Annotated in this window: 9 protein-coding genes; 1 reads left to right on the forward strand and 8 read right to left on the reverse strand. The window is 71.0% G+C overall.

Annotation, left to right across the window (positions count from 1 at the left end):
* Window positions 1-55 precede the first annotated feature (55 nt).
* From LX12_RS20260 to LX12_RS20290, 7 genes are all read right to left on the reverse strand, one after another.
* A complete protein-coding gene (locus tag LX12_RS20260) occupies window positions 56-1,732 on the reverse strand; it encodes an AMP-binding protein (protein WP_253656421.1) in 1,677 nt (558 codons plus the stop codon).
* Window positions 1,729-2,904, reverse strand: coding sequence for a lipid-transfer protein (locus tag LX12_RS20265; RefSeq protein WP_253656422.1), 1,176 nt, complete (start codon window positions 2,902-2,904; stop codon window positions 1,729-1,731). Before LX12_RS20265 ends, LX12_RS20260 begins: the two co-directional genes overlap by 4 nt.
* On the reverse strand, window positions 2,901-3,329 hold the full coding sequence (locus LX12_RS20270; protein ID WP_253656423.1) for a MaoC family dehydratase: 429 nt from the start codon (window positions 3,327-3,329) through the stop codon (window positions 2,901-2,903). The genes LX12_RS20265 and LX12_RS20270 overlap by 4 nt, the downstream gene beginning before the upstream one ends.
* Entirely contained in the window at window positions 3,326-4,372 is a 1,047-nt protein-coding gene (locus tag LX12_RS20275; RefSeq protein WP_372505113.1) for a bifunctional MaoC family dehydratase N-terminal/OB-fold nucleic acid binding domain-containing protein, read from the reverse strand. The genes LX12_RS20270 and LX12_RS20275 overlap by 4 nt, the downstream gene beginning before the upstream one ends.
* 7 nt (window positions 4,373-4,379) lie before the next feature.
* Window positions 4,380-5,546, reverse strand: coding sequence for an acyl-CoA dehydrogenase family protein (locus LX12_RS20280; protein ID WP_253656424.1), 1,167 nt, complete (start codon window positions 5,544-5,546; stop codon window positions 4,380-4,382).
* A gap of 1 nt (window position 5,547) precedes the next feature.
* Complete coding sequence (locus tag LX12_RS20285; protein WP_253656425.1) at window positions 5,548-6,597, reverse strand: acyl-CoA dehydrogenase family protein; 1,050 nt, start codon at window positions 6,595-6,597, stop codon at window positions 5,548-5,550.
* A gap of 175 nt (window positions 6,598-6,772) precedes the next feature.
* Complete coding sequence (locus tag LX12_RS20290) at window positions 6,773-7,939, reverse strand: beta-ketoacyl synthase N-terminal-like domain-containing protein (RefSeq protein ID WP_253656426.1); 1,167 nt, start codon at window positions 7,937-7,939, stop codon at window positions 6,773-6,775.
* Between the two features lie 229 nt (window positions 7,940-8,168).
* Here LX12_RS20290 and LX12_RS20295 point away from each other — a divergent pair, with 229 nt between their 5' ends.
* A complete protein-coding gene (locus tag LX12_RS20295) occupies window positions 8,169-10,664 on the forward strand; it encodes a sensor domain-containing protein (protein ID WP_253656427.1) in 2,496 nt (831 codons plus the stop codon).
* A 13-nt stretch (window positions 10,665-10,677) separates the two neighbouring features.
* Here LX12_RS20295 and LX12_RS20300 read toward each other — a convergent pair whose 3' ends face one another.
* A complete protein-coding gene (locus LX12_RS20300; protein ID WP_253656428.1) occupies window positions 10,678-12,867 on the reverse strand; it encodes an acyl-CoA dehydrogenase family protein in 2,190 nt (729 codons plus the stop codon).
* Window positions 12,868-12,886 lie beyond the last annotated feature (19 nt).

Genomic DNA, 12,886 nt, shown 5'->3' on the forward strand with positions numbered 1-12,886 from the left:
CCCAACGGGTGGCTCCGGCTGCCCGACGAACGGCTCCGACTGCCCAACAGGTGGCTCAGGCGGAGGTCGTCTCCAGCGCGGCGGTCGCGGTGGCACCGGCCCAGCGGTAGTCGGCCTTGCCCGCCGGGGTGCGCTTCACGGTGTCGACGGCGACGACCAGTCGCGGGACCTTGTACCCGGCCAGGGTCTGCCGGCAGTGGGTCTGCAGCTCCTCGAGCGTCGGCGGTTCCGCGCCGACGGGCGCCGAGATCACGGCCGCCACCTTCTGGCCGAATCGTTCGTCGGGCACACCGACCACCAGGACGTCATGGACGTCGGGATGTGCCTGGACCGCGGCCTCGACCTCCTCGGGGAAGACCTTCTCGCCGCCGGTGTTGATGCAGCCCGAACCGCGGCCGAGGAACACGATGCTGCCGTCCGCCTCGAGGCGTCCCATGTCACCGAGGATGGCCGCGCGACGACCGTCGGGCAGGGTCACGAACGTGCGGTCGGATTTCTCGGGATCCTTGTAGTAGCCGAGCGGCACGCGGCCGACGCGGGCGATGTAGCCGATCTCGTCGGACCCCGGTTCGACCGGACGCAGTCCCTCGTCGAGCACGGTCATGCCCGGGCTCGGCGCCGACCGCAGCGTGCCGTGCTCGTCGATCAGGAGTTCGCCGTCGTTGCCGGTCTCCGAGGCGCCGAAGTTGTCGCGGAACCACAGGTCCGGCTTGACCGCGCGCATCCGCTCCCGGACCGAGGTCGACCAGATGGCGCCGCCGTTCGTGATCGACAGCAGGCCCGCGACATCGAGCGTGCCCGCGGCCTGACGCCGTTCCATCTCCTCGACGAGGGGCGCGCCCATGCCGTCACCAACGATGAGGATGATCTGCACGCCGTTGTCCTCGACGGCGTCGAGGACCTTCGACGCGACGAAGTCGCGCTGCAGCACCAGCCGCCCACCGTTGATGAAGAACATGAACATCGAATAGATGGCGGCGCCGTGCATCAGGGGCGCGGCGAGCAGGAACGACAGCGGCGCGAAGGTGCTCGCGTTGTGGGCGATCGCCGCGAGGTCTTTCAGCGGGACCGGACCGTACGGATTCCCACCCGACAGCGGCTTGTGGAAGAAGTCGTCGTGACGCCACATGACGCCCTTGGGGTAACCCGTGGTGCCACCGGTGTACAGAAGGTAGAGCTGATCACCGCTGCGGGGTGGGAAATCGCGTGCGGTGCTCTGCCCCTCGAGATCGACGGACACCACCGACACGTCGTCGCCGGCCACGGCGGCCAGCTCGTCGACGACCTCACCCACCACCAGGACGGTCCGCACCCGACTGCCCGACAACACCGACGCGAGCGTCCGTTGGTGCTCGGGCAACTCGACGAACACCGCTGTCGCGTCGGCGTTGTCGAGGATGTAGGTCAGCTCGGCCGGCGTGTAGCGGTAGTTGACGTTCACCGACGTGGCGCCGATCTTGAGCAGCGCGACCATCGCATACACGTGCTCGAGGCTGTTTTTCAGGTACAGCGCGACGTGGTCGCCGGGACCGATCCCCTGCGCCTGCAGGAGATGTCCCATGGCGTTCGAGCGCTCGTCGAGTTCGCGGTAGCTGACGTCGGTGCCCTCGTACCCGATCGCCGGCCGGTCCGGCACGGCGTCGGCGATGGCCTCGAAGATGTCACCGAGGTTGAAGTCGGTCTCGACCTCGGCGGCGCTCTCGGCGGTGGACGGCAGGGTGGTGTCGGTCATGACGTGAGAACCAATCCGCTGGTGGGGACTCCGGTGCCGGCCGTGACGACGGCGCAGCGGGCGTCGGGGACCTGGTTGACCGAGGTCCCGCGCAACTGGCGGACGGCCTCTGCGATGCCGTTCATCCCGTGGATGTACGCCTCGCCGAGCTGACCGCCGTGGGTGTTGAGGGGCAGACGTCCCCCCACCTCGAGGGCGCCGGGCTCGCGGACGAGGTCCTTGGCCTCACCGCGACCGCAGAACCCCAGCTCCTCGAGCTGCATCAGGGTGTACGGCGTGAAGTGGTCGTAGAGGACCGCCACGTCCATGTCGTCGGGACGCAACCCCGACTGCTCCCAGAGCTGCCGGCCGACGAGACCCATCTCTGGCAGGCCGGCGAGGTCGTCGCGGTAGTAGCTGGTCATGATGAGTTGGTCCTGACCGCTCCCCGACGCCGCGCCCGCGATCGTGATCGGCGTGTGCGGCAGGTCCTTCGCACGCTCGGTCGACGTGATCACCAGCGCGACACCGCCGTCGGACTCCTGGCAGCAGTCGAGCAGGTGCAACGGCTCGGCGATCCAGCGCGAGTTCTGGTGGTCCTCCAGCGTGATCGGCTTGCCGTGGAAGAAGGCGTTCGGGTTGACCGCGGCGTGCTTGCGGTCGACGACGGCCACCCGACCGAAGTCCTCACTGGTGGCGCCGTACTCGTGCATGTAGCGCTGGGCGACCATCGCCACGAACGCGGCCGGTGTGGACAACCCGTGCGGGTAGCTGAAGGCGTTGTCGGTGCCCGACGAGTTGTCCTGCGCCGCCAGGCCGGCGTTCACCTGCCCGAAGCGCATCCCCGACCGCTCGTTGAACGCGCGGTAGGCGACGACGACGTCGGCGACACCGGTCGCGACGGCCATCGCCGCCTGCTGCACCGTGGAACACGCTGCGCCGCCGCCGTAGTGGATCCGCGAGAAGTAGGTGAGCTCGCCGATGCCGGTGGCTCGTGCGACGGCGATCTCGGTGTTGGTGTCCATCGTGAACGAGACCAGACCGTCGACGTCGGCGGGCGTGAGACCCGCGTCGGCGACCGCCGCGGTGACGGCCTCGGCGGCCAGGCGCAGCTCGCTGCGGCCGGAGTCCTTGGAGAAATCGGTGGCACCGATGCCGACGACGGCGGCCGCTCCCGACAGCGTCGCGGTCATCGCGCACCTCCCGCGGTGTGGTCGAGGACGACCGTCACCGTCGAGGTCACGTGCTTGCCCAGCGCGTTGGTCCCGACGACGTCGACGGTGGCGACACCGTCGTCGACGCCCGTCACCGTGCCGGTCAGGACCACGGTGTCGTAGGCGTACCAGGGGACTCCCAGTCGCAGTGTGATGGACCGGATCCGGGCCCTTTGGCCGGCCCAGTCGGTGACGAAACGCCCCACCAGACCGGTGTCGGTGAGGATGTTGACGAAGATGTCCTTCGACCCCTTGGCCTGCGCCAGGTCGCGGTCGTGGTGGACGTCCTGGAAATCGCGGGTGGCCAGGGCGGTCGACACGATGAACGTGGGCGTCGCCTCGATCCGCAGCTCCGGCAGGACGTCGCCGACGGCGACCTCCGGCGGCGCCGTGGGTGCGGTCATGACTGTCCTCCGGTCTCGCGGGCACGCCACGCGTAGAGGGTCCACGGTCCGTCGGCGCCGGGTGGCCCGTCGGGATCGGCGGGGAAGTCGAGGAACTCGACCTCGACCGACAGTCCTATCCGGACCGTCGACGGGTCCACGCCGCGGAGCTGGCCGAGCATCCGGACGCCCTCGTCGAGCTCCACGAGCGCGACGACGAACGGCAGGGTGCGGCCGGGGACCCTCGGTGCGTGGTGGACGACGAAGCTGTGGACGGTGCCCCGCCCGGACGCCACGACGTGGTCGGTGGGCTCGCCCGGAGCCGCCCAGAGCGCGGGGACCGGCGGGTGCACCAGCGTCCTGTCGGGGCGCCGCTGGATCCGCAGCTCGTGTGCTCGCACCCCTTCCCAGAAGAACGTCGTGTCGCGGGACGCACTGGGGCGCATCATCGTCGACGCGTCCAGATCGGAGGTGTCCGCACCCGCCGAGGACACGATCCCCGTCGCCACCTCGGACCGCGCCGCGGCCGGCGGTCGGAACTTGAGGATGCGGAAGTCCATCTCGGCGACCACCTCGTCGCCGACACGCCACACGTTCCGCGTGGTGAAGAACCATCCCTCGCCCAGCCCGGTCGTCTTCGGGCCGACGACGTCGGTCAGCTCGGCCGACAGCGTCACCTCCTCGCCGGGAGACAGGTACCGGTGGTAGGTCGAGTCGCAGTTCGTCGCGACGACCGAGGTGTACCCGGCCTCGTCGAACAGCTCCGACACCGCGCCCAGCGGGTCGTCGTGGGTGCGACGGCCGTGCAGACCCCGCATCGTCCACACCTGCGCCATGGCCGGTGGCGCCACCACACCGTCCCAGCCGGCCGCACGCGCTGCGGCGTCGTCGGCGTAGATCGGGTTCGTGTCGCCGATCGCCTCGGTCCAGTTGGCGATCATCGGCGTGTTCACCGGATCACGGCCCGCGACGGGCGAACTCGCCCCCCGGGCGCGGATCGCGTCGGTCGCCTCGCGGATCCGGTCGGCCTCGGCCGACGCGGGTCGTTCGCTCTGCAGGGTCACCGGCGGCTCACCGCGCCGCTCGGGGCAGGCCCAGACCGGCGGTCGAGATCATGTCGCGCATGACCTCGTTGACCCCGCCGCCGAAGGTGATGACCGAGTTCCGCTTCTGCTGTGCGTCGAGCCAGTCGACGAGTGCCGCCGTCTCGGGGTCGGTGAGATCGCCGAAACGCCCGACGATCTCGTCGACGATGCGGCCGATCCGCTGGATGCGCTCGGTGGCGAACACCTTGGTCGCTGCGGCGTCGGCCATCGAGATCGCCTCGTTCCCCGACGACGCGACCTGCCAGTTGAGCAACTCGTTGATGCGCGCGTTGCCCGCGATCTCGGCGAGCGCGCGCTTGACGTCCGGGTGCTTGGCGGGCACCGTGCCGTCCGCCCCGGGACGCTCGGCCCACGCCGCCACCCGCGCGAGGATGCCCTCCATGCGGCCCGCGGGTCCGAGCATGACGCGTTCGTGGTTGAGCTGTGTGGTCAACAGCTTCCAGCCGCGGTTCTCCTCGCCGACGAGCATGCCCACCGGCACGCGCACGTCGGAGTAGTAGGTCGCGTTGACGTGGTGCGCACCGTCGGCGGTGATGATCGGGGTGAAGCTGTACCCGGGGTCGCTGGTGTCGACGATGAGGATCGAGATGCCCTTGTGCTTCGGGGCATCGGGGTCGGTACGGACGGCCAACCAGACGAAGTCGGCGTCGTGACCGCCCGTGGTCCAGAGCTTCTGGCCGTTGACGACGTACTCGTCGCCGTCGCGGACCGCCGCGGTGCGCAGCGACGCGAGGTCGGTCCCGGCGCCCGGCTCGCTGTAGCCGATCGCGAAGTGCACCTCGCCGGCGAGGATCGCGGGCAGGAAGCGGTCCTTCTGCTCCTGCGTCCCGTACACCTGCAGCGTCGGCCCGACGGTCTGCAGCGTCACCGCGGGCAGCGGGATGTCCGCGCGGGCGGCCTCGTTGACGAAGATCTGCTGTTCGATCTCGCCGAACCCCTTCCCGCCGTACTCCGTCGGCCAGCCGACCCCGAGCCATCCGTCGGCGCCCATCCGACGGATGACCGCCCGGTAGGTGGGACCGTGGCGCTCGGTGCGCATCACGGCCTGCTCCTCGGGCGAGATCAGTGACGAGAAGTACTCGCGCAGTTCGGCCTTCAGCGCGCGTTGCTCGGGGGTGAGGTCGATGAACATCTCAGAACTCCTGCTCGGCGAGCTCGTCGAGACGGGCGGTGGCCCCACCGACGAGTCGCGCCAGATCCTTGACGACGGAGAAGTACCGGTGCAGCGGGTAGGTGATGTCCACACCGACCCCGCCGTGCAGATGGGTCATGGTGCGGACGGTCGCGGGCAGCTCGGAGGCCAGCCACCACGTCGCGAGGGCGAGGTCGCGGTCGGCGTCGAGGCCCTCGGACAGCCGCCACCCGGCGGCGGTGACCGCGAGGTTCATCGACCGCCCGATGACGTAGATGTCGGCGATCTGCTGGCTGACGGCCTGGAACGTGCCGATCGGCTTCCCGAACTGCTCACGCTGCGTGACGTGGTCGGCGGTGATGCGGGTCGCGCCCGCGATCAGGCCGTCGGCGTAGGCGGCGAGGGCGTAGCGGAAGAGGTCGCGGACCAGCCGGGCGTCACCGGCGAGCCGCGACGCCTCGACGTCGACGGCGACGTGGTCGAAGGTGAGGGTGTACTCGCCCCACCCCGAGGAGGTCGGGGTGCGGGTCGCGCCGACACCCGGCGCGTCGAGGGGGACGAGAACCGCCCCGGTGTCGGTCGTGACGACGACGGCCCCGGCGGTCTCGGCGTGCAGGACACCGGTCTTGGTGCCCGTGACCCGGCCGTCGACGACCGAGGTCTGGGGACTGGCGGTGAGGGCGGCGCCCGGTTCGGACACGGCGACCGCGACATGCCCGCCCGCGGCGACGATCTCGGCGATCCTGCCGGCGGCCGGGGTGTCACCCGCGGCGACGGCGGCCACGAGCGTTCCCGGCGCAGGTGTCACGGCCGCGTTCTCGCCGAGCGACCGCAGCAGTGGCGCGAGGCCGAGGATGCCGACGCCGTCACCGCCCCGACTCTCCGGCAGCGCCAGGACGGTCACGCCGGCGTCCCCCATCGCCGACCACAGCCGGGTCTCGAAACCACCGACGCCGTCGAACCGGTCGTCCCAGGTCGGTTCGTGTCGCCGCAACACGTCGGTCGCGACGTCGGCGACGGCGACCGCGGTCGGATCCGGCGTGAAGTCCATGCTGCGCGTGCTCCCTCTGACTGACAGGCACGGCAGCAGTCCTGGTCAGACCGCTGCCCCAGCCGAAATCTAGAACCTGTTCTAGTTATAGCAGCGATCCCCGCGCAAACACAGGGGCGCGTCGGGGAGGCGGTGCGTCGACCCCGGTCGCACCGTCTCCCCGACGGCCGTCATCTCATGCCACCGGGGCGACAACCAGCGCAGCGCTGTACCCCCCCATCCCGAGCGACGTCTTGAGCGTGAGGCCGGGCTCGGCGCGGGTCACACCGTCGAGCAGGGCGTCCGTCGTCGGGGCCGACACGTGCGGGGAGGCCGGGATCTGGCCCCTCTCGAACCCGAGGAGCGACGCCGTCAACTCGACCGCGCCCGCCGCCGCCTGGCAGTGCCCCGCCAGCGGCTTGACGGAGAAGACCGACGCCCCGGGGATCACGTCGGCGAGGATCGAGCCCTCGGCGGCGTCACACTGGGCGGTGCCCGGCCCATGCGCGTTGAGGTGTCGGACGTCACGACCGTCGATCCCGGCCGACTCGATCGCCTCGTCGACGCACCGGCGCACGTGGACCAGCGACGGGTCGATGGAGGTGGGGTGGAACGCGTCGTGCGCCATCGCCCCACCGAGCACGTCGCCGTACCCGTCGACGTCGTCACGATTCGTCATCGTGAATGCGATGGAGGCCTCGCCGAAGCTGAACCCGCGGCTGCCCTCCTGGAACGGACGGCAGGCGGACAGCGGTTCGTCGTCGGTGATCGCCACCCCGAGTCGGGTGAACATGCCGACGATCTCCGGTGTCGCGGAGAGGTCGGTGGCCACCACGAGGACGTCGTCGACCATTCCCGCGTCGAGCCAGGTCCGCGCGGTGATCACCGCCGCCGATCCCGACGCGCACATCGACGACACGCTCATCACCGGTCCGTGGAACCCGTGCTCGGCCATCAGCAGCGACAGCGCCGTCGACGGGGTGACCGCGACGTACTGCCGTCCGGAGAAGGACCCCGCCGGAGCAGCGAACATGGGGTACATCGCGGTGTCGCCCATGACGGCCGCGTGCACGACCCCGACCCGCTTGCCGGGGGTCCATCCCCGCGCGTACGCGTCCTCCAGAGCCTCCCGCGCGGCGTGGCGCAGCGCTCGCGTGTAGCGGGTCGCCCCGTCGGCGGGCAGGCCGCCCTCGGGGATCATCGAGACCCAGCCCGGCTCGTCGTCGGCCATGCCGAAACCGGCGCGCAACGTGGCCGCCGGCTTGCCCGAGAGGAGCCCCTCCCAGAGCCGCTCCCTGCCCCATCCGTACCCCGTGACCGCACCGACCCCGGAGATCCGCGCGCGGTGTGTGGTGTTTCCCATCGTGAACTCCTTGTCGTCCCTTGCGATAAGCGATCGCATATCGCACATCGGCCCAGGTCAGGGCCTGATGTCCACGATGTCGCACAATGGGGGGACACGGCGAGCGCAGGACATCTCACAAAGGAGGGCGCGTCCGCTTTCACCGGTTCCCACCGTGAGATATCGCTGTGCGGGAGAATGCGTGGTGCATCACGCCGGAGCACGCGCACGCCGAGGGGTCGGAGAGGTCGTGGATGACGATGACGGTCGGGACATCGTGGCGCCGGCGGCCATGCCCATGACCAGCCCCACGTCCTCGTCGGTCGCCGAGCGGTACCGGCTGCTCCTCGAGCTCAGCCCGGACTCGATCGCCGTCCACCAGGCGGGCGAGATCGTCTACGTGAACTCCGCCGCGGTGCGCTTCGCGCGGGTCGACTCCCCCGAGGCCCTCATCGGCCGCCCCATCTCCGACTTCGTCCACCCCGACTCGCTGCCCCGCATGCTCGAACGCATCACCGGCATGGGCGACGAGGCGGGGGCGTCGACGGTCCCCGAGGAGATGTTGATGACCAACTTCTCCGGGGAGACCCGCACGATGGAGGTCACGTCGGTCCGGACGGTCTGGAACGACGCCCCGGCCTACCAGGTGATCATGCGCGACGTCGCGGCGCAGAAGGCCGCCGAGATCGCCCTGCGGCACCAGGCGGCACTCGTCGACCACGTCAGCGACGCGGTGATATCCCTCGACTCCGAGCTGCGGATCCGGTCGTGGAACGAGGGCGCACGCCGCCTCTACGGCGTGACGCCCGCGGCGGCGGTGGGGCTGCCCTTCCCCGTCGTCGTCGACGCCGACGTCGACCCTCAGTCCATCGTCGCGACCGGCGGGTCGATGGACGCCGTGCACCACCGGGGCGACTCCGGCCGCCCCATCCTGGTGCATCTGTCCGTCACCGCCCTCGGTGACGGGTACCTGCTCGTCGGGGCCGCGACGCGACGACCGCTGATCGAGCGGCTCGGGACGATCGTGACGTCCCTGCACCAGGCGGTCGTGGTGGTCGAGGAGGACGGGAGGATCGCGCTGGCCAACCCGGCGGCCCTCACCATCCTGGGCCTCACGGCCGCCCAGGTCCCCGGTGCGGCCCTGGACTCGGTGCACCTCGACTTCCCGGACGACGCGACGTCACCGATCGTCTCGTGCCTGCGGACGGGGCGCCCTGTCGTCGACCGGCTGGCCTCTCTCACCACCGATGCGGGCCGTCGCTGGCTGTCCTGCAGCGTGCGGGCCATCGACGACGACGTCGACGTGCAGGCGGCACTGGTCTCCATCGTCGACATCACCGACCGGCACGAGCGGACGTCGCAGCTCGCGTGGGAGGCCAACCACGACTTCCTCACCGGCCTGCTCAACCGCGGCGGTGTCCTGCGGCGTCTGGCCGTCCAGCTCGACGCGCTGAGCGAGCCCGACGACCGCGTCGCGGTGTTCTATCTCGACCTCGACAACTTCAAGCTCGTCAACGACTCGCTCGGCCACGCCGCCGGCGACGAGGTGTTGCAGGAGATCGCGCGACGTCTCGACGGGATCACCCCGGCGGGGAGTTCGATCGGCCGGATCGGCGGCGACGAGTTCGTCATCGTGTCCCCGCTGTCGTCGGACTACGCCGACACCATCGAGCGTCAGAGCCGACGGGTCCACGACGCGGTCAGCGGACCGATCTCTCTCGGCTCGCGCAGCGAGCGTCTCACCATCAGCATCGGTGTGGTGGTCGCCGCGCTCGGTGACAGCCGCTCCCCCACCGACCTCCTCCGCGACGCGGACATCGCCCTCTACCAGGCCAAGATGGAGTCCAGTTCGCAGACGCCCTACGTGCGCTTCCGCGTCGCGCACCGCGAGGACCTGCAGCGCCGCCAGCGCATCGAGCAGAACCTGCGGTCGGCGATGCTCGCCGACGCCACCGGTCTGCGACTCGACTACCAGCCGCTCGTGACCACCACCGATCACCGACTCGTCGCGGTCGAGGCGTTGTTGCGGTGGGACCACCCGGATCTCGGGCGCATCTCGCCGGCCGAGTTCATCCCGATCGCCGAGATGACCGACCTGATCGGGCTCGTCGGCGACTTCGTCGTCCGCACCGCCACCCGCGAGTTCACCGAGCAGTCATGGACGGGCGACATCACGTTGTGCGTCAACGTGTCCCGTCGGGAACTGACCGATCGCAGCCTGTTGTCGCGCCTCAACCGGGCCCTGGTCGCGACAGGACTCGCGGCCGAACGTCTGTGCGTCGAGATCACCGAGAGCGCCATCGGGGTCAACGACAGCCGTGCGACGTCGACCGTCGCGGCCGTGCGCGAACTGGGGATCCAGGTGGCCATCGACGACTTCGGTACGGGCGCATCGTCGTTGAACCAGCTCTACCGGCTGCCCATCAGCATCCTGAAGACGGCCAAGCCGTTCGTCGACGCCCTCGACGAGAGCGTCGAGGCACAGGCCATCCTGTCGAGCATCGTGGCCATGGCGCACGCCACCGGGATGCGTGTGGTGGCCGAGGGCGTCGAGACCTCGAGCCAGGCGGTCAAGGTCGCCGGCGTCGGGTGCGACTTCGCGCAGGGCTACTACTACGCGACGCCGCGGTCCCTGGCCGACATCGAGCCCCTCGCCCGACGGGGGGCGACGACCACGGGCCGCACCGCCGACCCGTCCTCGCCGTCGCCCGGGTTCCGCGACGACCCGGAAGCCGGGACCGACTGATCAACAGTGGTTCTCAGCGCGGCAGGCCGAGGATGCGTTCGGCCGCCGCGGTCGCGAGCACCTGGGTGGTGCCGCCCGCGATGGTCAGGCATCGGTTGCGCAGGTAGAGGTCGGCGGCGTCGGACATCGCGAGGCCGTCGGGCCCCAGCACCGACAGCGCGAACTCGGGCACCTCCTGACGATGCCGGGCCCCGATCAGCTTGCGCACACTGGAGACGGCCCCGGGGTCGGTCCCGGCGAGGCGTCGTACCACCGACCGCGCGTCGAGCACGCGGCCGATCTGGGCGTGCACACTCAGCCGGCCGAGACGATCCGTCGCCACCGGGTCCAGCGGTGTGCCGGCGCGATCGAGTTGCGCCAGCAACGATTCCATCTCCCTGCCCAGCCCGGAGCCGCCCATGGCGACGCGCTCGTTGGCCAGGGTGGTCCGCGCCAACCGCCACCCGTCACCGGGCGCGCCGACGATGCAGTCGTCGGAGACGAACACGTCGTCGAGGAACACCTCGTTGAACAGCGCGTCGCCGGTGATCTCCCGCAGCGGACGGACGTCGACGCCCGCCGACCGCATGTCGACGAGGAAGTAGCTGATCCCCTTGTGCTTCGGCACGTCCGGATCGGTGCGGGCGAGGCAGATGGCCCAGTCGGCGATGTGGGCCTCCGACGTCCAGATCTTCTGCCCGGACAGCAGCCACCCCCCGTCGGTGCGGACGGCCTTCGTGCGCAACGATGCGAGGTCGGACCCGGCCTCGGGTTCGCTGAACAGCTGGCACCACACCATCTCCCCGGCCAGGGTGGGGCCGACGAACCGGTCCCGCTGCGCGTCGGTGCCGTGCTCGAGGATCGTCGGGATGGCCCAGCCCGCGATGACGATGTCCGGGCGGGTGACACCGGCACGGTCGAGTTCCTCGTCGACGAGGAGCTGCTCGGCGGGTCCCGCACCCAACCCGTGCGGCCGCGGCCAGTGGGGCATGAGGTACCCGGTCTCGGCGAGGGCGCGGCGACGGTCGTCGGCGGCCGCGATGCGCTCGCAGGTGGCGCGGACGTCGGCGCGCAGATGCTCGACCTCGGACAGGTCGACGTCGACCCGGCGCCGCGCGCCCGACGTGACGGCGGCGGCGACCTCCCGGTGCCACCCCGACGTGCCGTCGAGCTGCTGGCGCAGTCCGAGTGCCGCGCGCAGGTAGAGGTGCGCCGGGTGGTCGAAGGTGAACCCGATCCCGCCGAGCACCTGGATGCAGTCGGCGGCGTTCTCGACCGGCAGGTCGGCGGCGGCCGCGGCGGCGACCGCCACGGCCATCGCCACCTGCTCGGGGTCGCCACCGTCGCGCCCGTCGGCGACGGCGTGCGCGACGTCCCACGCCGCGGCCGTCATCTCCTCGCTCCGACAGAGCATCTCGGCGCAGAGGTGTTTGACCGCCTGGAACGACCCGATGGGCTTGCCGAACTGCTCGCGGAACCTCGCGTGCTCGGTGGCGGTCTCCAGCGTCCAGCGCGCGAGCCCGGACGCGTACGCGGCGAGGCCGGCCACCAGCAGCGCACGCACCGTGGCGGCGTCGGCGTCGAGCACCGCGTGGGCGGGCACGCCGACGCCCCGCAGCGAGACGACCGCGACGGGGTCGGTGCCGTCGACCGCGGTGAGGGACTTGGTCTCGACACCCGGCCCGTCGGAGTCGACCACCACCCACCGCGGGCGGTCGTCGACGGTCACGGCGAGCAGCATCAGCCCGCCCGGGAAGAGTCCGACGGTGGTCAGATGGTCGGCGTCGACGATCAGCCCGCCGTCACCGGCGTCGCGGGCGGTGACCGACTCCCGCGGCGCGCCGGTGAGCATCGCGGGGACGAGTCCGACGGGCAGGTCGCCGCCCATCACGGCCTGGGCCAGCTCCGACGCGGCGTCGGCGGTCGCCCCCTCCGCCCGCGCCAGGAGATCTGCGACGACGGCGGTCGCGACGAGCGGGCCGGGCACCAGGTCGTGGCCGCACTGCTCGAGCATGACGGCGAGGTCGACGACGGACGCCCCGAGACCGCCCGCCGCCTCGGGGACGGTGAGGGCGAAGAGACCGAGATCGGCGGCACCGGGCAACACGGCGGGCCCCTGACCGTCGAGGGCACCGCGCACGGCGGCGGTGGCTCCGGCGCGATCGGCCCAGGTGCGGACGGCCTCGGTGAAGGACGCGTGGTCGGTGGAATCGGCGATCGACATCGTCGCGAGCTCCCTCGTC

The sequence above is a fragment of the Williamsia serinedens genome, from assembly GCF_024171725.1.
GTDB lineage: Bacteria > Actinomycetota > Actinomycetes > Mycobacteriales > Mycobacteriaceae > Williamsia_A > Williamsia_A serinedens.

Excerpts from the sequence above, each read along its gene's own strand:
- LX12_RS20260 (WP_253656421.1), bottom strand. The coding sequence starts at position 1,732 with ATGACCGACACCACCCTGCCGTCCACCGCCGAGAGCGCCGCCGAGGTC.
- LX12_RS20265 (WP_253656422.1), bottom strand. The coding sequence starts at position 2,904 with ATGACCGCGACGCTGTCGGGAGCGGCCGCCGTCGTCGGCATCGGTGCC.
- LX12_RS20270 (WP_253656423.1), bottom strand. The coding sequence starts at position 3,329 with ATGACCGCACCCACGGCGCCGCCGGAGGTCGCCGTCGGCGACGTCCTG.
- LX12_RS20280 (WP_253656424.1), bottom strand. The coding sequence starts at position 5,546 with ATGTTCATCGACCTCACCCCCGAGCAACGCGCGCTGAAGGCCGAACTG.
- LX12_RS20285 (WP_253656425.1), bottom strand. The coding sequence starts at position 6,597 with ATGGACTTCACGCCGGATCCGACCGCGGTCGCCGTCGCCGACGTCGCG.
- LX12_RS20290 (WP_253656426.1), bottom strand. The coding sequence starts at position 7,939 with ATGGGAAACACCACACACCGCGCGCGGATCTCCGGGGTCGGTGCGGTC.
- LX12_RS20300 (WP_253656428.1), bottom strand. The coding sequence starts at position 12,867 with ATGTCGATCGCCGATTCCACCGACCACGCGTCCTTCACCGAGGCCGTC.